The sequence below is a fragment of the Streptomyces sp. ISL-11 genome, from assembly GCF_018614525.1.
Classification (GTDB): Bacteria; Actinomycetota; Actinomycetes; order Streptomycetales; family Streptomycetaceae; genus Streptomyces.
On sequence record NZ_JAGGOL010000063.1, the window covers coordinates 1 to 23,972 of the forward strand.

At 72.1% G+C, this 23,972-nt stretch carries 22 protein-coding genes; 16 read left to right on the forward strand and 6 right to left on the reverse strand.

Features of this window, described 5'->3' with window-relative positions:
• Nucleotides 1-347 precede the first annotated feature (347 nt).
• The 12 genes from J7E86_RS14275 (at nt 348) to J7E86_RS14330 (ending at nt 12,622) form a co-directional block, all read left to right on the forward strand.
• Nucleotides 348-1,616 carry an MFS transporter gene (locus J7E86_RS14275; protein WP_251019128.1) on the forward strand — a complete coding sequence of 423 codons (1,269 nt, stop codon included), beginning with the start codon at nt 348-350 and terminating at the stop codon, nt 1,614-1,616.
• A gap of 9 nt (nt 1,617-1,625) precedes the next feature.
• Nucleotides 1,626-2,987 (forward strand): Pup--protein ligase, encoded by a 1,362-nt coding sequence (gene pafA, locus J7E86_RS14280; protein ID WP_215082024.1) that lies wholly within the window; start codon nt 1,626-1,628, stop codon nt 2,985-2,987.
• A 132-nt stretch (nt 2,988-3,119) separates the two neighbouring features.
• Nucleotides 3,120-4,016 carry an FKBP-type peptidyl-prolyl cis-trans isomerase gene (locus J7E86_RS14285; protein ID WP_215082025.1) on the forward strand — a complete coding sequence of 299 codons (897 nt, stop codon included), beginning with the start codon at nt 3,120-3,122 and terminating at the stop codon, nt 4,014-4,016.
• A gap of 127 nt (nt 4,017-4,143) precedes the next feature.
• The gene (locus J7E86_RS14290) at nt 4,144-4,515 is read left to right on the forward strand and encodes an FKBP-type peptidyl-prolyl cis-trans isomerase (protein ID WP_215082026.1); all 372 of its coding nucleotides are present in this window, start codon (nt 4,144-4,146) and stop codon (nt 4,513-4,515) included.
• A 117-nt stretch (nt 4,516-4,632) separates the two neighbouring features.
• A complete protein-coding gene (locus J7E86_RS14295) occupies nt 4,633-5,610 on the forward strand; it encodes a YafY family protein (RefSeq protein ID WP_215082027.1) in 978 nt (325 codons plus the stop codon).
• 46 nt (nt 5,611-5,656) lie between these two features.
• Nucleotides 5,657-6,619 carry a YafY family protein gene (locus J7E86_RS14300; protein ID WP_215082028.1) on the forward strand — a complete coding sequence of 321 codons (963 nt, stop codon included), beginning with the start codon at nt 5,657-5,659 and terminating at the stop codon, nt 6,617-6,619.
• Nucleotides 6,620-6,630: 11 nt separating this feature from the next.
• On the forward strand, nt 6,631-6,870 hold the full coding sequence (locus tag J7E86_RS14305; RefSeq protein WP_215082029.1) for a hypothetical protein: 240 nt from the start codon (nt 6,631-6,633) through the stop codon (nt 6,868-6,870).
• Between the two features lie 150 nt (nt 6,871-7,020).
• A complete protein-coding gene (locus tag J7E86_RS14310; RefSeq protein WP_215082030.1) occupies nt 7,021-7,227 on the forward strand; it encodes a hypothetical protein in 207 nt (68 codons plus the stop codon).
• 233 nt (nt 7,228-7,460) lie between these two features.
• The gene (tatA, locus tag J7E86_RS14315) at nt 7,461-7,742 is read left to right on the forward strand and encodes a Sec-independent protein translocase subunit TatA (protein WP_215082031.1); all 282 of its coding nucleotides are present in this window, start codon (nt 7,461-7,463) and stop codon (nt 7,740-7,742) included.
• Nucleotides 7,743-7,853: 111 nt separating this feature from the next.
• Entirely contained in the window at nt 7,854-8,771 is a 918-nt protein-coding gene (gene tatC / locus J7E86_RS14320) for a twin-arginine translocase subunit TatC (protein WP_251019131.1), read from the forward strand.
• A gap of 86 nt (nt 8,772-8,857) precedes the next feature.
• On the forward strand, nt 8,858-9,751 hold the full coding sequence (locus J7E86_RS14325) for a diacylglycerol kinase (protein WP_215082032.1): 894 nt from the start codon (nt 8,858-8,860) through the stop codon (nt 9,749-9,751).
• 45 nt (nt 9,752-9,796) lie between these two features.
• On the forward strand, nt 9,797-12,622 hold the full coding sequence (locus tag J7E86_RS14330; protein WP_215082033.1) for an RNA helicase: 2,826 nt from the start codon (nt 9,797-9,799) through the stop codon (nt 12,620-12,622).
• Between the two features lie 52 nt (nt 12,623-12,674).
• Here the strand turns inward: J7E86_RS14330 and J7E86_RS14335 are convergent, their stop codons facing one another.
• The 3 genes from J7E86_RS14335 to J7E86_RS14345 form a co-directional block, all read right to left on the reverse strand.
• Nucleotides 12,675-13,331, reverse strand: coding sequence for a hypothetical protein (locus J7E86_RS14335; RefSeq protein WP_215082034.1), 657 nt, complete (start codon nt 13,329-13,331; stop codon nt 12,675-12,677).
• 107 nt (nt 13,332-13,438) lie between these two features.
• Nucleotides 13,439-14,299 carry a siderophore-interacting protein gene (locus J7E86_RS14340; RefSeq protein ID WP_215082035.1) on the reverse strand — a complete coding sequence of 287 codons (861 nt, stop codon included), beginning with the start codon at nt 14,297-14,299 and terminating at the stop codon, nt 13,439-13,441.
• 72 nt (nt 14,300-14,371) lie between these two features.
• On the reverse strand, nt 14,372-15,277 hold the full coding sequence (locus J7E86_RS14345; protein ID WP_215082070.1) for a 5'-3' exonuclease: 906 nt from the start codon (nt 15,275-15,277) through the stop codon (nt 14,372-14,374).
• 236 nt (nt 15,278-15,513) lie between these two features.
• Between J7E86_RS14345 and J7E86_RS14350 the strand changes: the two genes are divergently transcribed.
• The 3 genes from J7E86_RS14350 (at nt 15,514) to J7E86_RS14360 (ending at nt 19,273) form a co-directional block, all read left to right on the forward strand.
• Nucleotides 15,514-16,596, forward strand: a complete 1,083-nt coding sequence (locus J7E86_RS14350) for a glycine betaine/L-proline ABC transporter ATP-binding protein (protein WP_215082036.1) — start codon at nt 15,514-15,516, stop codon at nt 16,594-16,596.
• Nucleotides 16,589-18,397 (forward strand): ABC transporter permease/substrate binding protein, encoded by a 1,809-nt coding sequence (locus J7E86_RS14355; RefSeq protein WP_215082037.1) that lies wholly within the window; start codon nt 16,589-16,591, stop codon nt 18,395-18,397. Before J7E86_RS14350 ends, J7E86_RS14355 begins: the two co-directional genes overlap by 8 nt.
• 135 nt (nt 18,398-18,532) lie before the next feature.
• Entirely contained in the window at nt 18,533-19,273 is a 741-nt protein-coding gene (locus J7E86_RS14360; RefSeq protein ID WP_215082038.1) for a helical backbone metal receptor, read from the forward strand.
• Here the strand turns inward: J7E86_RS14360 and J7E86_RS14365 are convergent.
• Nucleotides 19,200-20,285 carry a TDT family transporter gene (locus tag J7E86_RS14365; protein ID WP_215082039.1) on the reverse strand — a complete coding sequence of 362 codons (1,086 nt, stop codon included), beginning with the start codon at nt 20,283-20,285 and terminating at the stop codon, nt 19,200-19,202. The genes J7E86_RS14360 and J7E86_RS14365 overlap by 74 nt on opposite strands.
• A gap of 70 nt (nt 20,286-20,355) precedes the next feature.
• On the opposite strand from J7E86_RS14365, the gene J7E86_RS14370 reads away from it, so the two are divergent.
• On the forward strand, nt 20,356-21,258 hold the full coding sequence (locus J7E86_RS14370) for a LysR family transcriptional regulator (RefSeq protein WP_215082040.1): 903 nt from the start codon (nt 20,356-20,358) through the stop codon (nt 21,256-21,258).
• Nucleotides 21,259-21,697: 439 nt separating this feature from the next.
• On the opposite strand, the gene J7E86_RS14375 is transcribed toward J7E86_RS14370, so the two are convergent.
• Nucleotides 21,698-22,396 carry a gamma-glutamyl-gamma-aminobutyrate hydrolase family protein gene (locus J7E86_RS14375; protein ID WP_215082041.1) on the reverse strand — a complete coding sequence of 233 codons (699 nt, stop codon included), beginning with the start codon at nt 22,394-22,396 and terminating at the stop codon, nt 21,698-21,700.
• A 43-nt stretch (nt 22,397-22,439) separates the two neighbouring features.
• Nucleotides 22,440-23,912: an ethanolamine permease gene (eat, locus tag J7E86_RS14380; protein ID WP_215082042.1), complete on the reverse strand. Its 1,473-nt coding sequence runs from the start codon at nt 23,910-23,912 to the stop codon at nt 22,440-22,442.
• Between the last annotated feature and the right edge of the window lie 60 nt (nt 23,913-23,972).

The window sequence follows — 23,972 nt, forward strand, 5'->3', positions numbered from 1 at the left end:
GCCCAAGGGTGCGCCCCCCGCCGTATCACCGGCCGGGGGCGCCCCGGCTCGGGACGGTCGGCCGCCGAGGTCAGGGCCTTCTGCCGCCCCCGCCCGGCCGCTCGCCCGAGCGCCCCGTGGCGCGTCACCGTGACCATCCCGCGCCCCCGCGCGCACCGCGCCCCCTCCGGGGCCCGCGGCTACCCCCGTGTCGTTCTCTCCGCCGCTGGTCACTGGCTTCCTCCCCGGTTTCGGCCCGCGGCGGTTGGACCCGCGGGCTGCGGCCATGGTACGTATAACGTCGCTAGTTATACGTAAAACCGGAAGGGCTCGGTCGAAAACGACCCGGGCCGAACGAGAGGCGGATCATGGCAGGGGCGGGCGGCGGTTACGTCGAGATGCTCAGGACGCGGCATGCCGCGCGGTTGCTGACCGGCACCCTGGTGGGGCGGCTGCCCAACGCGACCGCCGCGCTGGCGATCGTCCTCTTCGTGCGCGCCGAGGGCGGCAGCTACACCCTCGCCGGAGCGCTCTCCGCCGTCTACGGCGTGGCCAACGCCTTCGGCCAGCCGCTGCTCGGCCGGGCCGTCGACCTCTTCGGCCAGCCGCGCGTCATGCTGCCCTCGGCCGTGCTGGCCGCACTCGGCATGACGCTGTTCGCGGTGGTCGGCCTGGATCCGCTGCCACTGTCCTACTTTGCCATGATCATCGCGGGTTTCTTCACGCCGCCGCTGGAGGGCGGACTGCGGGCCCTGTGGCCCTCGGTCCTCAAGAGCGAGGACGACATCCACGCCGCGTACTCCCTCGACGCGATCGCCCAGGAACTGATCTACGTCGTCGGCCCGCTGATCGTCATCCGGATCGTGGGGTACTGGTCCGAGGCCGGCGCGCTGTTCGTCCTCAGCGTGCTGGGCCTCATCGGCGCGCTCGCGGTGGTCACCTCGCCGCCGTCCCGGAAGTGGCGCAGCGAGTCCCGTGAGGCGCACTGGCTCGGCGCGCTGCGCTCGCGCGGGCTGCTGGTGCTGCTCGGCGCGTTCTTCTTCATCGGCTCGGCGCTGGGCTCGATCGCCGTGGCGGCGGTCGCCTACGGCGACGGTCACGGTGGCGACGACATCGCCAGCTACCTGCTCTCGGCCCTCGGCGTCGGCGCCCTCATCGGCGGTTCGATCTACGGCGCCCGGCAGTGGCCGGGCAGCCCGGAGCAGCGGTTGCGGGTGCTCGTCGGCGGCCTCGCCCTAGGCTACCTGCCGCTGCTGCTGATGCCCGGCGTCGTCGCCATGACGATCCTCGCCGGCGTGGCCGGCGTCTTCCTGGCCCCCTCGCTGGCCTGCGCGTTCGTGGTCGTGGACCGGCACGCGCCGCGGGGCACCGTCACGGAGGCGTTCTCCTGGCTGGTGACGTCCTTCGGTGTGGGCGCGGCCATCGGTACCGCCTTCGTGGGCCCGGCGGTCGAGCACGGCGGGGCGCGGGCCGGGTTCATGGTCGCGGTGGGCGGCGGCGTGGCCGCCCTGCTGGTCCTGGTGCTGGCGCGGCGCTCCCTGGGAGCTCCCGCGGCCCGGTCGACGGTCGTGGCCCGGTCGGAAAATGATCGGAACGGTGCTGTCGAACCCGGTTTCAGCGCAGGGCATCAGGCGTAATGTTCAGGCATGGATCGCCGCATTTTCGGGCTGGAGAACGAGTACGGCGTCACGTGCACGTTCAGGGGACAGCGCCGACTGTCACCTGACGAAGTGGCGCGCTACCTCTTCCGCCGTGTCGTTTCCTGGGGGCGCAGCAGCAATGTCTTCCTGCGCAACGGTGCTCGTCTCTACCTCGACGTGGGTTCGCACCCGGAATACGCAACTCCCGAGTGCGACAGCGTGATCGAGCTGGTCACCCACGACAAGGCGGGCGAGCGCATTCTTGAGGGCCTGCTCGTCGATGCCGAACGGCGCCTGCACGAGGAGGGGATCGCGGGCGACGTCTATCTGTTCAAGAACAACACGGACTCGGCGGGAAACTCCTACGGCTGTCACGAGAACTACCTCGTGGCCCGCCACGGCGAGTTCTCCCGGCTCGCGGACATCCTCATCCCCTTCCTCGTGACCCGGCAGCTGCTGTGCGGCGCGGGGAAGGTGCTGCAGACGCCGCGGGGCGCGGTCTACTGCGTGAGCCAGCGCGCCGAGCACATCTGGGAGGGCGTCAGTTCCGCGACGACGCGTTCGCGCCCGATCATCAACACCAGGGACGAGCCGCACGCGGACGCGGAGCGGTACCGCCGGCTGCATGTGATCGTCGGCGATTCGAACATGTCCGAGACGACCATGCTGCTGAAGGTCGGTGCCACCGACCTCGTTCTGCGCATGATCGAGGCGGGCACGGTGATGCGCGACCTGACCCTGGAGAACCCGATCCGGGCGATCCGCGAGGTCAGCCATGACATCACGGGCAGACGAAAGGTGCGCCTGGCCAGCGGCCGGGAGGCCTCCGCCCTGGAGGTCCAGCAGGAGTACTACGAGAAGGCCGTGGACTTCTGCGAGCGCCGGGGGATCCGTACGGGCACCGTGGAGCGGGTCCTGGAGCTGTGGGGCCGCACGCTGGAGGCGATCCGGGACGAGGACCTGGACCGGATCCAGACCGAGATCGACTGGGTGATGAAGTACCGGCTGATCGAGCGGTACCGCGCGAAGAACAACATCACGATGTCGCATCCCCGGGTCGCCCAGATAGATCTGGCGTATCACGACATCCACCGCCGGCGGGGGCTGTACTACCTGCTGGAGAAGCGCGGCCAGGCGGCGCGGGTGTGCAACGACCTCAAGATCTTCGAGGGCAAGTCGGTGCCCCCGCAGACCACCCGGGCCCGGCTGCGCGGCGATTTCATCCGCCGGGCACAGGAGCAGCGCCGTGACTTCACGGTCGACTGGGTGCACCTCAAGCTCAATGACCAGGCGCAGCGCACGGTGTTGTGCAAGGACCCGTTCCGGTCGGTGGACGACCGGGTGGAGAAGCTGATCGCCGGGATGTAGTGGCGGTGGTGCGGCCGCCGTACGGGCGGACGGCGGTGGGGCCGGTGAGCACGGGCTCCACCGCTGTTGCGTGCCATGGTTAGAGTGGCCCCGTCCATTGTGTCCGACCGCCGCCCGTCTCGAGGGATTTCTGTGCGCCGAATCGCAGCCCTGCTGATCGCCCCCCTTCTGCTAGTCACCGCTACGGCGTGCGGCAGCGATGACTCCGGCAAGTCCGGTGAGCCGCCCGCGGTCAGTGGTGCGGCGGACAAGAAGCCGAAGATCGAAAAGGGTGCGGGCGACCCGCCCAAGGACCTGAAGGTCAAGGTCCTCAAGGAGGGCGACGGCGCCACCCTGAAGAAGGGTGACGCCCTCACGGCCAATTACCTGGGCCAGCTGTGGGACGGCAAGGTCTTCGACAACAGCTGGGACCGCGGCCAGCCGGCCACCTTCGAGATCGGCACCGGCAAGGTCGTCAAGGGCTGGGACGAGGGTCTGGTCGGTCAGAAGCTGGGCAGCCGCGTCGAGTTGGTCATCCCGCCGGACAAGGGTTACGGCGACCAGGGTCAGGGTCAGACGATTCCGCCCAAGTCGACCCTCGTCTTCGTCGTGGACCTGAAGAGCGTCACGTCGAACAAGCCCGAGGGCAAGGTCGTCGAGCAGAAGAACGAGGCGCTGCCGAAGGTGGGCACGAACACCGACGGCAAGGCCCCCTCGGTCACCATTCCCAAGGGTGACGCTCCGGAGAAGCAGCAGTCCGAGACGATCATCGAGGGCAACGGCAAGGCCGTCGGCAAGGACGACACCGTCCAGACGCAGTTCGAGGCGTTCCTCTGGAAGGACAGCAAGCCGCTGGACAACACCTGGAGCCAGAGCGGCATCCAGTCGGTGGCGCTGAAGAGCCTGCCGGGCTGGCAGGAGGGTCTGGCCGGCAAGAAGGTCGGCAGCCGGGTGCTGATGGTCGTGCCGAAGAGCGCTCTGACGGCCGAGCAGCAGAAGCAGTTCGACTCGCCGGTGGTGTTCGTCGTCGACATCCTGGGCATCGGCTGACCGCCTGCCCCATGGACCGGGCCGATCGCTTCCGATCGCTTCCGGTGATCGCGTCGGCCGATTCCACCGTCGGACATCTGCCAGACTTGCACGGTTGTCTACAAGATTCTTTCGTAGGAGCAATTTCGTGAGCATCGACAAGCCCGAGATCGACTTCCCGGGTGGCGAGCCGCCGGCCGACCTGAAGATCCGGGACATCTGGGAGGGCGACGGCGCCGTCGCCAAGGCCGGCGACATGGTCAAGGTCCACTACGTGGGCGTGGCCTTCTCCACCGGCGAGGAGTTCGACGCGAGCTGGAACCGCGGCGCGCCGCTGCAGTTCCAGCTGGGTGTCGGCCAGGTCATCGCCGGCTGGGACCAGGGTGTCCAGGGCATGAAGGTCGGCGGCCGCCGCGAGCTGATCATCCCCGCCCACCTCGCCTACGGCGACCGTGGCGCCGGCAGCGCGATCGCCCCGGGCGAGACGCTGATCTTCGTCTGCGACCTGGTCTCCGTCTGACCCGGCCGTGCACACCGGGCCGAGGGCCCATGCCTGCGGGCATGGGCCCTCGGCTTTTGCCGGAGGAGCCCGGAGCGGTACGGTCAACGGTTGAGAGCACAAGTAGAGAGGGCGTCGATGGCGATTGCCAAGGCCGAGCGGCTGATGAACCTGGCGCTGTGCCTGCTGGGCACGCGTCGTCCGCTCAGCAAGCGGGAGTTGCGGACCTCGATCGAGGCTTATCGCGAAGCCTTCGGGCTGTCGGACGCCGCGACCGGGAGCGACGACGCCTTCAACCGGATGTTCGAGCGTGACAAGGATGATCTGCGCGAGCTCGGCCTGATCATCGAGACGGTCGAGAGCCTCGACGGCGAGACCGGCTACCTCGCCCGCCGGGACAGCAACCGCCTCCCGCCGATCACCCTCGACATCGAGGAGGCCGCCGCGCTGGGCCTGGCGGCCAAGGTGTGGCAGCAGGCCCGCCTGGCCGGCGCCGCCAGCGGCGCGCTGCAGAAGCTGCGCGCGGCCGGGATGCCGCTCGCCGAGGATCCGTACGAGATCCACAGCGCCCTCGAACCGCGCATCCCGGTCCACGAGGCGGCCTTCGAGCCGCTGATGCTCGCCGCCCGCGACCGCCGACCGGTGATCTTCGACTACCGCAAGGCCAACGCCGCCCGCCCCGAGCAGCGCCACGTCGAGCCGTGGGCCCTGGAGTGCTGGCGCGGCCACTGGTACCTGGCCGGCTGGGACCGCGACCGCGGCGCCGAGCGGGTCTTCCGGCTCTCCCGGATCACCGGCCGGGTGCGCTCGCGGGGCATCCCGTTCACCGCTCCGGTGCCGGACCACGTCACCGTCCGCGGGACGGTCGAGACCTGGGCGGGTGAGACCGCCACCGGCACCGCCCGGATCAAGGTGCGCGCCGGCCACGGTTATCCGCTGCGCGCCCGCGCCCTGTCCAGCCACGAGGCCGGGGACGGCTGGGACGAGCTGGAGATTCCCTACGGTCGCGGGCTGGACGCCTGGCTGGTGGAGTTCGGACCCGATGTGATCGTCCTGGAACCCGCCGAGCTGCGGGCCGACGTGGTCGACCGGCTGCGCGCCGTGGCCAAGGGCTGACCAGAGCAGAGCAGACGAGAGCGGAAGGGAACGGAACCGACTTCTTATGGCCGGAAACGCCATCGACCAGACGCGGCGGATGCTGTCGCTGGTCACATATCTGCGGGAGCGCCCCGGCGCCCGGGTCGCCGACGTGGCGCGCGCCTTCGGCATCACCGAGGACGAGCTGATCGGTGACCTGGACGTGCTGCCGATGTGCGGCACCAGCTTCCGCGGCGGCGATCTGCTGGACATCGACACCGACGGCGACCGCATCTGGTGGCACAACCCCGACGCCTCCGGCACCAGCACCGGCGAGCCGCTGCGGCTCGCCGCGGACGAGGCCACCGCGCTGCTGGTGGCCGCCCGCGCCGTCGCCACCCTCCCGGGGCTGCGGGAGAGCGACCGGCAGGCCCTGGTGCGCGCCACCGCCAAGATCGAGGCCGCGGCCGGCGAGGCCGCGGGCGCCAGCTCCCGGCTGTCGGTCACCTTCGAGTCCGAGGGCGGTGTCTTCGCCGACGTCGACCGGGCCATCGCCGAGCGCCGCCGGGTGTGGCTGCGCTACTACTCTCCCGCGCGCGACGAGCTCACCGAGCGCGAGGTCGACCCGATCCGGCTGTTCGCCGTCGGCCACACCTACGTCGAGGCGTGGTGCCGCCTGTCCGAGGCGCGGCGCACCTTCCGCCTGGACCGGGTGGCCGAGATCCGGCTGCTGGACGAACCGTCCGACCCGCCGCCGGTGGAGCTGCGCGACCTCTCCGAGGGACTGGTGCAGCCGGCCGCCGAGGACCCGGAGGTCGTCGTCGAGGTCGGGCCCGGCGGCCGCTGGGTCGCCGAGTACTACCCGCACGACGAGGCCGAGGAGCTGCCCGAGGGCGGCCTGCGGATCACCCTGCGCACGCCCGAGCCGGCCTCCCTGCGCCGGCTGGCGCTGCGCCTGGGCCGCGACGGGCGGATCGTCACCCCGCCGGAGCTGGCGGACAGCGCCCGGGACGCGGCGCGTGAGGCGCTCGCGGCGTACGGCGAGTGAGGGGGCCGGGGATGGACACGCGCAGGAGCGCCGCCGCGACCTTCAAGGCCGCCTGTCCCGACTGCCGGGGGCATTTCGAGCTGGCCGCCGCCGCCCTGCGGCTGGCGATCGGGGCCAGCCACCGCACCACGTTCTACTCCTTCACCTGCCCCGACTGCGGCGCGGCCGTCCGCAAGCCGGCGGGGGAGCGGATCGTGGAGCTGCTGACGGGCGGCGGGGTGAGCACGTTGCGGCTGCACTCCTCGGTGTGATCCGCATCCGCACGGCGTGATCCCGTCATGTGATCCGTGCGACGCCGGGACGGGGTGATCCGTACGAAGCGCCGCGTACGGTGCGATCCGTACGACCCCGTTCCGACCGTCGGAATCCGGCCATCTCCCCCGCCCCGATAGGCTCGCCCCATGTTCTGGCCCATGCTCGCCGTCGCCCTCGCCTTCTGTGGCATCGCCGTGCTCGGCGTGCTCGCCGCCCGGGTCCTGGTGGAGGTGCGGAGACTGGCCGGACAGGTGTCCGAGAGCTCGCGGCGGATCACCCGCGCGGCCGAGGATCTCGAACGGGCGGCCACTCCGCTCGCCGCGCACGCCGCGCACACTTCGCGCCAGGACTGACGACCGGGGCGGGCCGCCCCGGTCCCGGCCTTCCCTGGGGTCCCGGGCCTGGCGGTACGCTGTTTTGGGCCGACCCTGCTGACGAGGCGGAGGGTCGCAGCCGGGCGTACGCACAGGGATTGCCCAGCGTTTACCCCTGCGCGTTACGATCGCTGCCGTACGACTGATGGACAAATGTCCGATCAGGCTGGCAGCCCCACCCCCATGCCGCTTCGGTGAGAAGGTAAACGCATATGTTCGGAAGGCTCGGCGCCCCCGAGATCATTCTTATTCTCGTCGTCATCGTCCTGCTGTTCGGTGCGAAGAAGCTTCCGGACATGGCGCGATCCCTCGGCAAGTCCGCCCGCATTCTCAAGAGCGAGGCGAAGGCCATGAAGTCCGAGGGCCAGGACAACGCCTCCGCCCCGGCCGACCCGCCCGCCTCCCAGACCCCTCGTACGATCAAGGCCGCTCCCGGTGACGTCACCGGTGCCCGTCCGGTGACCGAGCCGGGCGACCGCACGACGCAGCACTGACGCGGCGCGGCCTGCGCGCCGCGCGGCACAGCACCGACGCAGTACCGACCGAGGGACGATTGGGACGGGCCGCTTCCGGCGTCCGTCTGCCGCACGAGATAGGGACGTGGGTTGCTCAAGTCTGCCCGCAAGAAGGAGAAGGACCCCGAGGGGCGGATGCCGCTCGCGGAGCACCTGCGTGAACTGCGCAACCGCCTGGCGAAGGCCGTCCTGGCCATCGTCGTGGTGGCCGTCGTCGCCGCGTTCTACAACAAGCAGATCATGGACTTCCTGTCCGCCCCCGTGCCCAAGTGCCCCGGCCGGGACCTGAGCCAGAGCCGCGGCGGCAACTGCGCGGTCCTGGTCTTCAACAGCCTGGCGTCGCCGTTCACCACCACGGTGAAGGTGTCCCTGCTGGCCGGCGTCACCGTCTCCGCGCCGATCTGGCTCTACCAGCTGTGGGCCTTCCTCGCGCCCGGTCTGCACAAGAGCGAGAAGAAGTACACGGTCGCCTTCGTGGCCACGGCCGCGCCCCTGTTCGTCGCCGGCGCCTACCTGGCCTACGCGATCATGCCCACGAGCATGCGGGTGCTGCTGAGCATCACCCCGGACTCCGCGGCCAACACCCTCAACCTCGACGACATCCTCGACTTCACGGTCCGGATGATCCTCGTCTTCGGCCTGGCCTTCGAGCTGCCGCTGATACTGGTCATGATGAACATCGCCGGCATGGTCACCGGGCGGACGATGGCCAAGTGGTGGCGCGGTGTCGTCATGGGCGTCTTCGTCTTCGGCGCGGTCGCGACGCCGAGCACCGACCCCCTGGGCATGTGCGTCCTCGCCGTGCCGATCATCGTCCTGTACTTCGGCGCCGTCGGGTTCTCGATGCTCAACGACAAGCGCCGCGAGCGGCGCAACCCCGACCGCCTGCTGGACGACGACGAGGCCGCACCGCTGGACCTCTCCCCGGAACCGGTCGGCGACTCCGAGGCGCTGCCGGCTCTCAAGGACCGGCCCGCCGCCCGCAGCGGCTACGACGACGTCACCTGACGCGTCCGGAACCTCTCTCCGCCGTGGGGCGGCCGCTGTCGCAGCGGCCGCCCCACGGCGTTCGCCGACCCGCTAATGTCCGGCGGGTGACCAGCGAAATCACCCTCTTCGTCAACCCGACGGCAGGCCGCGGACGAGGCGCGGGCGCGGCCCAGCCCGCGGCCCGGGTGCTGCGCGACGCCGGCTTCTCCGTCCGCACCGTCCTGGGCGAGAACGCGGTGGACGCGCTGCGCCGGGCCCGGGAGGCCGTGGCCGCGGGCACGGGCGCGCTGATAGCCGTCGGCGGCGACGGCATGACCTCGCTCGCCCTTCAAGCGGTCGCCGGGACCACGACCCCGCTCGGCGTGGTGGCCGTCGGCACCGGCAACGACTTCGCCCGCGCCGCCGGCCTGCCGGTGCGCGACCCCATGGCGGCCGGCCGGGTCGTCGCCGAGGCGCTCAAGGGCGACGGCGGCCGGGCCGTGGACCTCGGCAGGGCCGGCGACACCTGGTTCGGCACGGTCCTGGCCTCCGGCTTCGACTCGCGGGTCAACGACCGCGGCAACCGGATGCGGTTCCCCACCGGGCGGCTGCGGTACGACGTGGCGATGATCGCCGAGCTGGCCGCCCTGCGCCCCGTCGCCTACCGCATCGCCCTCGACGACGGGCCCGAGCTGGAGGTCGAGGCCACGTTGGTGGCGGTCGGCAACGGCGGCTCGTACGGCGGCGGCATGCGCATCTGCGCCGGCGCGCGCCTGGACGACGGGATGTTCGACGTCACCGTCGTCGGCCCGTGCAGCCGCACCACGCTCCTGAGGGTCTTCCCGAAGGTCTACCGCGGCACCCACCTGGGACATCCGAAGGTCACCGTCCACCGGGCGGCCGCCGTGCGGCTCGCGGCGGCCGGGGTGACCGGCTACGCGGACGGCGAGCCGCTCGGCCCGCTGCCGCTCACCGCCGTCACGGTGCCGGGCGCCGTGCGGCTCCTGGGAGCTCGATAAAGATCGGGTGCGGTGCCGGGGGTCCCCGGTAGGCTCGTACACAAGATGACCGACGACATGTCCCCTGCTGAGCGCTACGCCCTGTCGAGGGTGCGCGCCGCCGAGCAGGCCACCGCACTCGCGCCCTTCCGCGAGATGTACGAATTCGAGCTCGACCCCTTCCAGATAGAGGCGTGCAAGGCCCTGGAGGCGGGGAAGGGCGTGCTGGTCGCGGCACCGACCGGATCCGGCAAGACCATCGTGGGCGAGTTCGCCGTCCACCTGGCCCTCACCCAGGGCCGCAAGTGCTTCTACACCACCCCCATCAAGGCGCTGTCGAACCAGAAGTACTCCGACCTCGTCAAGCGCTACGGCGCCGCCAAGGTCGGCCTGCTGACCGGCGACAACAGCGTCAACGCCGACGCCCCGGTGCTGGTGATGACCACCGAGGTGCTGCGCAACATGCTCTACGCGGGCTCGCCCGCGCTCATCGGCCTCGGCTACGTGGTCATGGACGAGGTGCACTACCTCTCCGACCGCTTCCGCGGCGCCGTCTGGGAGGAGGTCATCATCCACCTCCCGGAGTCGGTGACCCTGGTCTCCCTGTCCGCCACCGTCTCCAACGCCGAGGAGTTCGGCGACTGGCTGGACACCGTGCGCGGCGACACCGAGGTGATCGTCTCCGAGCACCGGCCCGTGCCGCTGTGGCAGCACGTGCTGGCCGGCCGGCGGATGTACGACCTCTTCGAGGAGAAGAACAGCCGCGAGGCCACCCCGGGCGCCCGCCGCAAGGAGGTCAACCCCGACCTCGTACGGCTGGCCCGGATGGAGAACAGCCGCCCCTTCGGCGGCCGCGACAAGCGGCGCGGCAATCTCCGCGAGGCCGACCGCGAGCGCGAGCGGCGCCAGCGCAGCCGGATCTGGACGCCCAGCCGGGTCGAGGTCATCGAGCGGCTCGACGCCGAGGGCCTGCTGCCCGCGATCACCTTCATCTTCAGCCGCGCGGGCTGCGAGGCCGCCGTGCAGCAGTGCATGTACGCGGGGCTGCGGCTCAACGACACCGAGGCGCGGGCCCGGGTCCGGGAGATCGTCGAGGAGCGCACCGCCTCCATCCCCGACGAGGACCTGCACGTCCTGGGCTACTTCGAGTGGCTGGAGGGCCTGGAGCGCGGCATCGCCGCCCACCACGCCGGCATGCTGCCGACCTTTAAGGAGGTCGTGGAGGAGCTGTTCGTCAAGGGCCTGGTCAAGGCCGTCTTCGCCACCGAGACCCTGGCCCTGGGCATCAACATGCCGGCCCGCTCGGTGGTCCTGGAGAAGCTCGTCAAGTGGAACGGCGAGCAGCACGCGGACATCACCCCCGGCGAGTACACCCAGCTCACCGGCCGCGCCGGCCGGCGCGGCATCGACGTCGAGGGGCACGCGGTCGTGCTGTGGCAGCGCGCCATGGACCCGACCGCGCTCGCCGGCCTGGCCGGCACCCGCACGTACCCGCTGCGCTCCAGCTTCAAGCCGTCGTACAACATGGCGGTCAACCTCGTCTCGCAGTTCGGGCGGCACCGCTCGCGGGAGCTGCTGGAGACGTCCTTCGCGCAGTTCCAGGCGGACAAGTCCGTCGTCGGGATCTCCCGGCAGGTGCAGAAGAACGAGGAGGGCCTGGCGGGCTACCGCGAGGCCGTCGAGTGCCACCTGGGCGACTTCGAGGAGTACGCGCGGCTGCGCCGCGAGCTGAAGGACCGGGAGACCGAGCTGGCCAAGCAGGGCGCCACCCAGCGCCGGGCGGCGGCCGCGGCGGCGCTGGAGAGGCTCAAGCCCGGCGACGTCATCCACGTGCCGACGGGCAAGTTCGCGGGCCTGGCGCTGGTGCTGGACCCCGGGCTGCCCGCGGGCCGTACGGACCGCCACCGCGGCTTCGACGCCCAGGACGGCCCGCGCCCGCTCGTCCTGACCGCCGAGCGGCAGGTCAAGCGGCTGGCGCCGATCGACTTCCCGGTGCCGGTCGAGGCGCTGGAGCGGATGCGCATCCCGAAGTCCTTCAACGCCCGCTCCCCGCAGTCGCGGCGCGACCTGGCCTCCGCGCTGCGCACCAAGGCCGGGCACATCGAGCCCGACCGGCACCGCAAGCAGCGCGCGGCGGCCACCGACGACACCGAGATCACCCGGCTGCGCGCCGCGATCCGGGCGCATCCGTGCCACGGCTGCGACGAGCGCGAGGACCACGCCCGGTGGGCCGAGCGCTACCACCGCCTGCTGCGCGACACCCGCCAGCTGGAGCGGCGCATCGAGGGCCGTACGAACACCATCGCCCGCACCTTCGACCGGATCTGCGCGCTCCTGACCGACCTGGGCTATCTGCGGTCGGACGAGGTGACCGAGGACGGCCGGCGGCTGGCGCGGCTCTACGGCGAGCTGGACCTGCTGGCGTCCGAATGCCTGCGCGACGGTGTCTGGGACGACCTCCAGCCCGCCGAGCTGGCGGCGTGCGCCTCGGCGCTGGTGTACGAGGCGAGGGCGGCCGACGACGCGGCGCCGCCGAGGCTGCCGACGGGCCCGGCCCAGGAGGCGCTCGGCGAGATGGTTCGCATCTGGGGCCGGCTGGACGCCCTGGAGGAGCAGCACCGGATCAACCAGGCGGAGGGCGTCGGCCAGCGCGAGCCGGACCTGGGCTTCGCGTGGGCGGCGTACCGCTGGGCGTCGGGGCACGGCCTGGACGAGGTGCTCCGCGAGATCGAGATGCCGGCGGGCGACTTCGTGCGCTGGTGCAAGCAGCTGATCGACGTCCTCGGGCAGGTCGCGGCGGCGGCGCCGCAGAGCAGCCCCGTGGCGCGCAACGCCCGCAAGGCGGTCGACGGGCTGCTGCGCGGTGTGGTGGCGTACTCGTCGGTGAGCTGACACCGCTCGCACCCCTGCGCCGCGTGGCCGGTCCCGGCCACGCGGCGCGGTGCTACCAGGAGCGGTCGTCGTCCTCCGTGGCGGGGGCGTCGGCCGCCGCGCGGGCGCGACGGCGTACGAGGGCGTAGATGCCCAGCGCGGTGAGGGAGGCGGCGGCGACGGCGGAGCCCGCGCCCACGGCGATCAGCGTCCCGGTGCCCGGGCCGCCGTCCTCCTCGTCCTCGCCGGCCAGGGCGGCCTCGCTGGTCTTGTCGGCGACCTCGTCGTAGCTCCGGGGGCCTGCGCAGAAGTCGCGGTTGCCGGGGTCCATCTCCGGCACCACCGTCAGCTCCGCGGTGTCCAGGGCCTTGCCCTCGCCGTGGTCCTTGAGCGCCACGGGGTAGTGGCCGGGGGTGATGTCACAGAGGACCATGCCGGCGGCCTGGGCGTAGTGGAGGCCGTTCTTGCCTTCCCGGAAACGTTTCGCCTTGATGGTGACCTTCTTGACGAAGGCCGGCGATTCGAGGGTGACGTAGCCGTTGTTGTCGTCGAGGGTGCCCTCGTCGATCGTCACGGTGTACGTGACCTCGCGGCCCCGCTGCGTCGGCGCGCCGCCGGTGACCGACCAGGAGGGGTCCGCCCAGGCGTCGGCCGTGGCCGTGAGGACGAGCGCGGCGGCGGCCGCGCCCGTCAGGGCTGTGCGGGCACGGGATATGGGGCCACGGGTCATGGGGCGAGGATAGCGACGCCCGCCCCGGCGGCCCGCGCCCGCGTCGACTCCCGGGCGCCTGGGCCGGGCTGTGAGCGTTTGTCCCGGGTGCTCGTCCCGGCCCCGGGTCACGCGGCGGGAGCGTCCGCCCGCGGGCTCTCCTGCTCCGCCTCGACCTGCTGGTTCCACGCCGGCTTCGACGCCTGCCAGCCGTCCTCGTCGTGGCCCCGGCGCCAGTACCCGGAGATCGACAGCCGCTCGCGCGGGATCTCGCGGTCCACGCGCAGATGGCGGCGCAGCTCCTTCACGAAGCCCGCCTCGCCGTGCACGAACGCCTGGACGTCACCGGCCGGGAAGTCGAGCGCGCACACGGCCTTGACCAGCGCCTCGCCCACCGGGGTGCCCGCGCGGTGCAGCCAGGTGACCTCGACGCCCTCGGGCAGGTCGAGGCGCTGCTCCTCCGCGGCGTCCGCGACCTCGACGAAGGCGTGCACGACCGCGCCCGCCGGCATCCGCTCCAGGCCTGCGGCGATCGCCGGCAGCGCGCTCTCGTCGCCCGCCAGCAGGTGCCAGTCGGCGGCGGGGTCGGGGGAGTAGGCGCCGCCGGGGCCCAGGAAGAACACCTCGGTGCCCGGCTCTACGGCCGCGGCCCAGGGGCCGGCCAGGCCCTCGTCGCCGTGGACGACGAAGTCGATGGCCAGCTCGCGCGCCGCCCGGTCGAAGGAGCGCACGGTGTACGTGCGCTTCCGCGGCCACTGGTCGCGCGGCATCTCGCGCTGGATGACCTCCATGTCGAAGGGCTCGGGATAGGCGACGCCGTCGACGGGGAAGAGCAGCTTCACATAGTGATCGCTGTGCTCACCTGCCCCGAACTCCGCGAGCCCCTCGCCGCCCAGGACGACCCGCACCATGTGCGGCGTCAGCCGCTCCGTGCGCAGCACCCGCGCGCGGTTGAGCTGAGGCTTCTTCCGGACGGGACGGTCTGCCATGGCTGTCTCCCCTGACATGCTGACGACGCTGAAACAAGCATTACCTAAGTTAGGTAGACCTAACTTAACAGCTCAGCCGGCCAGAACGGTGAGCAATCGCTGCAGAGATCCGCCCAGTCCCCACCGGGCGGCCAGCTCCTCCAGCGTCATCGGGTCGCGCGGCTCCTTCGGCAGGGCCGTGTCGAACGGCGCCAGCGGCACGTCGGAGGCCACCCGCACCACCTTCGGCGCCACCGCCAGGTACGGGCCCGCCTCCTGCAGGCGCCTGCGCTGCGCCGGCGTCAGCCCCGACGCCGGGTCGGCGGCCGCCGCCATGATCCCGGCCAGGTCGCCATGGGCGGCCAGCAGCTTGGCGGCCGTCTTCTCGCCGACACCGGGCACCCCCGGCAGCCCGTCGCTGGGGTCGCCGCGCAGCAGCGCCAGATCGGCGTAGCCGGCGCCGTCCACGCCGTACTTCTCCCGCAGCAGCGCCTCGTCGACGACCTGGAGGGTGCCGACGCCCTTGAGCGGATACAGCACCCGCACCCCGCGCCGGTCGTCCACGAGCTGATAGAGGTCGCGGTCGCCGGTGACGATGTCCACCGGGCCGTCCGCCCGCCCGGCCAGCGTGCCGATCACGTCATCCGCCTCGTACCCCACGGCGCCGACGCGGGCGATGCCGACCGCGTCGAGCACGGCCTCGATCACCGGCACCTGCGGCGAGAGGGTGTCGGGGGTCTCCTCCTCGTCCGGGCCGCCCGCGACCTCCTCGGCCACCCGGTGCGCCTTGTAGGAAGGGATCAGCTCGACCCGCCACTGGGGCCGCCAGTCGAAGTCCATGCAGGCCACGAGGTCGTCCGGGTGGTGGTCCTGGACCAGCCGGGCGATGAAGTCGAGCAGGCCGCGCACCGCGTTCACGGGCGTGCCGTCCGGGGCCCGTACGGAGTCCGGCACGCCGAAATACGCGCGGAAGTACAAGGAGGCGGTGTCGAGGAGCATCAGGCGTCGCGTCACGTCCCCGATCATGCCGCATCCCACTGACAGGCCCGCGCGGACATGTGAAGTGGATCACTGTTCCGTTTGCCTCGGATAAAGAGGGGCAGGCGCGGCACCGGAGCGGACCTCGCCACCACGCACCGCGTCGCGGCGGGCACGGGGACCGGAACCGCACCGCTCCACGTCCCGGCCCGAAGGGGGATGCCGGGACGTCGCTGAGTTCGACCCGAGAGGTTTATGTGTCCAGGCTCCAGGCCGAGCACCTGTACAAGGTGTTCGGCACCCGACCCGAGGCCGCCGTCCAACGACTAGAGGGCGGCGCGGGCCGCGACGAGCTGCGCGCGGACGGCACCACCGCGGCGGTCATCGACGCCTCCTTCGAGGTCGAGGCCGGCCAGATCTTCGTGGTGATGGGTCTGTCCGGATCCGGCAAGTCCACCCTGCTGCGCATGCTCAACGGGCTGCTGGACCCCACCGCCGGACGCGTCCTCTACGACGGCCAGGACCTCACCGCCCTCTCACCGCGCGAGCTGCGCGACGTGCGCTCGCGCGGTATCAGCATGGTCTTCCAGCACTTCGCGCTCTTCCCGCACCGCAGCGTCCTGGAGAACGCCGGCTACGGCCTCGAAGTGCAGGGCGTCCCCCGCGCGGAGCGCGAGCAGCGGGCCGCCGAGGCCCTGGAGCTGGCCGGCCTCAAGGGGTGGGAGACCTCCTGGCCGGACGAGCTGTCCGGCGGCATGCAGCAGCGCGTCGGGCTCGCCCGCGCGCTCGCCACCGACGCCGACCTGCTGCTGATGGACGAGTCCTTCAGCGCGCTCGACCCGCTGATCCGCCGCGACATGCAGGACCAGCTGCTCGACCTCCAGACGCGCCTGAAGAAGACCATCGTCTTCATCACCCACGACCTCAACGAGGCCATGCGCCTCGGCGACCGCATCGCCGTCATGCGCGACGGCCGCATCGTCCAGAACGGCACCGCCGAGGACATCCTCCTGCGGCCCGCCAACGACTACGTCGCCTCCTTCATCCAGGACGTGGACCGCTCCCGGGTCCTCACCGCCGGATCGATCATGGACGCGCCGGCCGCCGGCGACAGCGCCCGGGAGGTCCTCGCGGCCTCGCCCGGCACCGTCACCGCCGCGACGCCCGTCGCCGAGCTGTTCCCCCTCTTCGCCCGCGGCGGCAGCCCCGTCGCCGTCGTCGACGACCGCGGCGCACTCGCCGGCGTCGTCACCCGTGACCGGCTGCTGGCGGCCTTGGCCGACGAACCCGCGGCCGCTCCGGCCGACGAGCCCAAGGAAGCGGTGACCGCCGGTGCCTAGGATCCACTTCGGCCAGTGGGTCGAGTCCGCCGTCAGCTGGCTCCAGACCCATCTGAACTGGCTGTTCGACGCCATCAGCACCGTGCTCACCGGTGCGTACGACGGGGTGAACGCCGTCCTCGGCGCCTCCCACCCGCTGCTGATGGCCGGCATTCTCGCCGTCGTGGCCTGGTACCTGCGCGGCCTCCTCGCCGCCGTCGCCGCCTTCGCCGGCCTGGCGCTCATCGACTCCTTCGAGATGTGGGACGAGGCGATGGCGACGCTCTCCCTCGTCCTCGTCGCGAGCGTGATCACACTCCTGATGGCCGTGCCGCTGGGCATCTGGGCGTCGCGCAGCCGCGCCGTCAGCGGCGCGCTGCGTCCCGTCCTGGACGTCATGCAGACGATGCCCGCCTTCGTCTACCTGATCCCCGGCGTGATGTTCTTCTCCATCGGCCCCATGCCGGGCCTGATCGCCACCGTCGTCTTCTCCATGCCGCCGGGCGTGCGCATGACCGAGCTCGGCATCCGCCAGGTCGACGGCGAACTCGTCGAGGCGGCACGGGCCTTCGGCACCACCCCGCGCGACACCCTCACCCGCGTCCAGCTGCCGCTGGCACTGCCCACGATCATGGCGGGCGTCAACCAGGTCATCATGCTGGCCCTGTCCATGGTCGTCATCGCCGGCATGGCGGGCGCGGGCGGCCTCGGCGAGGCCGTGTACGCGGCCGTCACCCAGGTCGACATCGGCGGCGGCGTCGAGAGCGGCCTGGCCGTCGTCATCCTCGCCATCTACGTGGACCGGATGACCGGCGCCCTCAACCAGCGGGTCTCCCCGCTCGGCCGGCGCGCCCTGGCCAAGGCCGCCGCGACCGCGCGCGGCGCCGCGTACGCGACCGTGCTGCGCTACCGCCCCGGCACCGCCGTCGCCACGGTCGGTGTCGTCGTCCTCGCGCTCGTCGCCGGCGGAATGAACATGGCCGGCGGCGGCAAGGAGACCGTTGCCGCGGGCGCCGACATCGGCCACGGCAAGCGGATCAAGCTCGGCTACTTCCCCTGGGACGAGGCCGTCGCCACCACCTACCTCTGGCAGAACGTCCTGGAGGACCGCGGCTACAAGCCCGATGTCAAGCAGCTCGACCCCGGGCCGCTCTACACCTCCCTCGCCCAAGGGCAGATGGACGTGCAGTTCGACTCCTGGCTGCCCACCACCCACAAGCGCTACTGGGAGCTCTACCGCGACCGGCTCACCGACCTGGGCACCTGGTACGGGCCGACCTCGCTGGAGCTGACCGTGCCCTCCTACATGAAGGACGTCAACTCGATCGACGATCTCAAAGGCAAGGGCGGGCAGTTCGGCGGAAAGGTCGTCGGCATCGAGTCGAGCGCCGGCAACATGGGCATGCTCAACAGCAAGGTGCTCAAGGAGTACGGGCTGGACGGCGAGTACAAGGTCGTCTCCTCCACCACCTCGACGATGCTCGCCGAGCTGGACCGCGCGTACAACAAGAAGCAGCCCATCGTCGTCCCCCTGTGGTCCCCGCACTGGGCGTACGCCAAGTACGACCTGAAGAAGCTCAAGGACCCCAAGGGCGTCTGGGGCTCCGGTGAGCAGATCCACACCATCGGCAAGAAGGACTTCGCCGAGGACTTCCCCAAGGTCGCCGACTGGATGAGGAAGTTCACGATGTCCGAGAAGGAGCTCGCCTCCCTGGAGGCCGAGCTCCAGAACGGCGGCAAGGGCAAGGAGAAGGAGTCCGCCCGCCGCTGGCTGGACGCCCACCCGGACATGCTCGACAGGCTCGCACCCGCGGGCGCCTGAGCGGCACCACGTAAAGGGCCCCGCGCACCCGTCGGTGCGCGGGGCCCGTCGCCGTTACGAGCCCTCGCCGCCGGTCCTCCTCGGTCACGGGCCGCAGCTCCGGTACGGCCCGGCACCCGGGCGTACGGTGTGATCATGCCCATTCGCCGTGCCGTACGCCGCGTGGTGTCCCTCGTCCCCTCGCTCACCGAGGCGGTGGCCGGGACCGCCCCCGAACTGCTGGTGGGCGCCACCGACTGGTGCGACCACCCCGCCGGACTGGACGTCGTCCGCGTCGGCGGCACCAAGAACCCCGACCCGGCCCGGATCACGGCCCTCGCGCCCGATCTCGTCCTCGCCAACGAGGAGGAGAACCGCGCCCCCGACCTGGCCGCGCTGCGCGCCGCCGGGCTGAACGTCCTGGTGACCGAAGTGCGCACCCTCCCGCAGGCGTTCGGCGAACTGGAGAGGGTCCTGGTCGACGGCTGCGGGCTGCCCCGGCCCGGCTGGCTGGTGGACGCGGAGGACGCCTGGCGGGACGTCCGCGCCGACGCCCCCGGGGTCCGCGCCGTCGTGCCCGTCTGGCGGCGGCCGTGGATGGTCCTCGGCCGGGACACCTTCGCCGGCGACGTGCTCGCCCGCCTCGGAGTGGCCAACGTCCACGCCGGCCACTCCGAGCGCTACCCGCGCGTCCCCATCGGCGAGTTGAACGCGTGCGGCGCCGAGCTGGTCGTCCTGCCCGACGAGCCGTACCGCTTCACCGCCGACGACGGCCCGGAGGCGTTCCCCGGGCTGCCCTGCGCACTCGTCGACGGCCGCCACCTCACGTGGTACGGACCGTCGCTGACGGAAGCACCTGCCGTACTGGGCGCGGCCCTTCGAGCAGCCGGCCACTGACCAGCCCGCGCAGCGTACGGGCACCGGCGACCGCCCAGGCCGCCACGAGCAGCGCGTACAGGCCCACCGCGAGCCAGGTGAGGGCGTGCAGACCGGTGTGGCGCGCCAGCCCGGCGGCGCCCGTGACGCACGTACCGACGGGGAAGGTGAAGGCCCACCAGGTCATGGTGAAGCCCATGCCGCGCCGGAACGCGCGGACGGCCATCGCCGCGGCGATCGCCAGCCACAGCAGCGCGAACCCCATCACCGGAGCGCCGTACAGCACCGCGAAGGCCGCCATTCCCCGCGCGTACGGTGCCACGTCGGCGAGGTTGTTCACGGCGGTCGTCGACTGGCCCAGCGGACCCAGGACCAGGAAGAGCGCCGGGGTCAGCGCGAGCGGCAGCGGGCCGTGGTGGACGAGCCGGGAGAAGACCGCCGGCAGGATCAGCAGGGTCGCCAGCAGGCTCATCCCGAACAGCGCGTAACAGCCCAGCACCATCGCCTCCCGCCACTGCCCCGCGGGCAGATGCGGTACGAGCGCGGGGCCCAGCGCGGCGGACACCATCGGCGCGACCACGGGCAGCAGCCACACGGGGGAGGCGCTGCCGGCGTCGATCCTGTGCCGGGTGACCATCAGGTACGGCACGGCCGTCGCCGCCGCCAGACCCAGCGCCGTACCGGCCACCCACAGCACCGCGTCGGCCGCGACGGCCGCTCGCACGCCGACGACCCCCGACCCGACGGACAGGGTCGCGCCGCCGACCGCGAGCAGGGCCATCGCCAGGCAGCCGTAGAACGGCGCGACGGCCGGGTCGGCCAGGTGCCGGCGGGCCTGGTCGGGGTGGCGCGCCCAGTGCGTGGCGCGTGCCACGAGCAGCACGAGCAGGGCGACGGCGGCCAGCGCCCACACGGCCTCGTACGCGGCGCCCCTTCCCGGCAGGGCGGCGGAACCGGCGGTGGCGACGATGGCGGTGCCCATGACGGTGGCGTACCAGTTGGGGCCGAGGTGGCGGACGGTGCGGGTGTTCATGGTTTTACGGTCGCCCGTAAGGCGCTCCCTCAGTAGGGGCCATGGGTCTATGCGGGCATAAGCTGGGTTTATGCCTGATTCCCTCGCGTACCGAGTGCCCGACCTGGGAGCGCTGGAACTGCTGCTCGCCGTGGCACGGCTGGGCAGCATCGGGCGCGCCGCGCGGGAGACGGGCGTCACGCAGCCCGCCGCCAGCAGCCGCATCCGCGGCATGGAACGCATGCTGGGCGTCGCCCTGGTCGAACGCTCCCCGCGCGGCTCCCGGCTCACCGACGCGGGCGTCCTCGTCACGGACTGGGCCCGCCGCGTCGTGGAGGCCGCCGAGGCCCTCGACGCGGGCGCGCAGGCGCTGCGCGCCCGCCGCGACTCGCGACTGCGGGTCGCCGCCAGCATGACCATCGCGGAGTACCTGCTCCCCAACTGGCTCATCGCCCTGCGGGCCGTGCGCCCGGACACGGCCGTCTCCCTGATCGCCGGCAACTCCGCGGCGGTGGCGGACCGGCTTTCCGCGGGCGAGGCGGACCTGGGCTTCGTCGAGGGCCTGGAGGTGCCGGCCGGCCTGGACGGCGTGGTCATCGGCCACGACCGCCTGGTCGTCGTCACCTCTCCCTCACACCCCTGGGCCCGCCGCCGCTCCCCGCTCGACCCCGCGGAGCTGGCGGCGACCCCACTGATCCTGCGGGAACGAGGATCGGGCACCCGGCAGGTCCTGGACGCGGCGCTGGCCGCGCATGGCGGTCTCGCGGATCCTCTCCTCGAACTCGCCTCGACGACGGCGGCGAAGGCGGCGGCCGTCAGCGGCGCGGGACCGTCTGTCCTGAGCGAACTGGCCATCGGCGACGAGCTCGCGGCTCACCGGTTGGTGTCGATCCCGGTCGAGGTGCGGTTGGAGCGGGCGCTCCGGGCGGTGTGGCCTCGCGGCCAGCGGCCCTCCGGGCCGGCACGTGAGCTTTTGTCTCTGACGCGGGGGTGATGGCTTACGCGGGGTAGTTCGGGGTTCGCATCGTTGCCGTGTGCGTTTTCCGCTGCGCGGAGCCGTTGCCGCTGCGCGGGGCTTGTTGGCGGTCGGTGCCGGGGCTGCGGGGGCCTGTTGTCGAGGCTGCTTCGCTTTACGCCCCGACAACAGGCCCCCGCAGCCCCGTCCCCTCCTGCCGGTGGGTGGAAGAAAAAACCGGTAGTGACCCGGTACCCGACAGCTCACCGCAACGGTCGAGGGTTGTTTCTTTTCCCACCCACCACGGGAGGGGGCGGGCCGGAGCGGGCCTGTTGTCAGGGCGTAAAGCGAAGCAGCCCTGACAACAGGCCCGCGGAGGCCCGACCCCGCACCATTGCAAGCCCCGCGCAGCGGACACCGCCCCGCGCAGCGGGAAACGGCGCCGCACGGGGCCACCGTGCGAACCCCAGAACCGCCGTCACTCCCGAGCCGCAGCGACCAACCCCTCAACCACCCGCAAATCCCCCCGCACCTCCGGATGCCACTGCACCCCCACCGCGAAGAGCGGGCCCTCCCCCTCGAGGGCCTCCACCGTGCCGTCGGGCGCGTAGGCGGAAGCCCGCAGTCCCGAGCCCAGGCGGGCCACCGCCTGGTGGTGGTGGGTGGCGACGGCCACCGACTCCGGCAGGAGCCGGCCCAGCCGGCTGTCCGGCAACGGTTTGACCTCGTGGTCGGAGAACACGCCCGGCACCGGGTTGTGGTCCTCGTGGCCCACGACATCCGGCAGGTGCTGGCACAGCGTCCCGCCCGCGTGGACGTTCATCAGCTGCATGCCCCGGCAGATGCCGAGGACCGGGATTCCCTGGTCGAGTGCCGCGGTGAGCAGGGCCAGTTCCCAGCGGTCCCGTTCCGGGACGGGGGCACCCGCACGGGGATGCGGCGTCTCTCCGTAGAGCGCGGGGTCGAGGTCCTCGCCGCCGGCGAGGATCAGGCCGTCCAAGCGGCGGACGACCGCCGCGGCCCGCGCCGGGTCGTCCGGGGGGAGAAGGACGGCAAGCCCACCCGCGCCTTGGACGTAGGCGGGGTACGCGGCCGGGAGCAGCGCCGCCGGGAGGTTCCAGGCGGCGCCCCAGCGGGCCTGGGTCAGGTACGTCGAGACGCCGATCAGCGGCTGCATGTGGCGCGGTTCCCTTCGTCGGGTCGTCGTGCGCGAGGGCGCATCATTCGCGGGTGAGTTCCGCCTCCGCCGCGGCGAGGGCCGCGAACTCCTCCTCCGGCGCGCTCGCGACCAGCCGGTGCCGGCTGTAGCAGGCGAAGTACAGCGCGGCGACGACGTAGACGCCGAGGGCGACCAGCGCCGCGGTGACGTCGACGAGGAAGGTCGCGACCAGTGCCGAGCAGGCCAGGACGAAGGCGACGACGGAGGTCGCCACGCCGCCGGGCGTGCGGTAGGGGCGGGGGAGGTCCGGTTCGCGGCGGCGCAGCACGATGTGGGAGAGCGACATCAGCGCGTACGAGATGGTGGCGCCGAACACCGCGACGTTGAGCATCAGCGCACCGTCTCCGGTCGTCGCGGCGAGGGTGAAGCCGAGGGCGCCGGGCACGAGAAGGCCGAGGTAGGGGGCCTTGCGGCGGCTAGTGAGGGAGAGGAAGCGGGGGAGGTAGCCGGCCCGGGAGAGGGCGAAGAGCTGCCGGGAGCCGGCGTAGATGAGGGAGAAGAAGGAGGCCACCAGACCCGCGAGCCCGGCGTAGTTGACGATCCGGCCGAGCGTGGTGGGCCGGCCGTCGTTCTGGAGGGCGGCGACCAGGGGGTTGCCGGCGTCCTTCATGGCGTCGGCGCCGCCCGCGCCGGTGGCGGCGAGGAAGGTCAGCAGGGCGAGGAGGAGCAGGATGCCCATGGAGGTGGCCATGGCCTTCGGCAGGGAGCGCGCCGGGTCCTTGGTCTCCTCGGCGGCGAGCGGTACGCCCTCGACGCCGAGGAAGAACCACATGCCGAAGGGGAACGAGGCCCAGATGCCCAGCAGTCCGAACGGCAGCCAGGAGGAGGCGCCGAACGCGTCGTGGTCGACCGCGATGTCGTTCAGCCGTCCCGCGTCGAAGTCGGTGAACGCGCCGGCCGCGAAGATCAGCAGCGCGGCGACGGCGATGCCGGTCACGATGAAGCTGAACCGCAGCGCCTCGCCGACGCCCCACAGGTGGATGCCGATGAAGACGACGAAGCAGGCCAGGTACACGGGCCAGGAGGAGGTGAGGCCGAACAGGTGCAGCGATTCGACGTAGTCGCCGATGAACAGGGAGATCGCCGCGGGCGCGAGCACGTACTCGATGAGGATCGCGGTGCCGGTGAGGAAGCCGCCCCAGGGGCCGAGCGCGCGGCGGGCGAAGCCGTAGCCGCCGCCGGCGGTGGGGAGCACGGCGGCCATCTCGGCGAGCGCGAAGACCATGCAGGTGTACATCAGCCCCATGAGGACGGCGGCGACGGCGAGTCCGCCGAAGCCGCCCTGCGCCAGGCCGAAGTTCCAGCCGGAGAAGTCGCCGGAGACGACGTAGGCCACACCCAGGCCGGTGAGCAGCAGCGGGCCCGCGCTGCCCCGCCGCAGGGTGCGCTTGTCCAGATAGTCGTCGGTGCGGTCGGCAGGAGGGCCGCCGGCGGAGCCGGGTGGTGCCGTGGGGGTCTCCGTACGATCGGCCATGAACCGCTCCTGCCTTCGGGGGGAGTAAAGGTTGTGCCGCATACCTTTGCCATGCCGAGG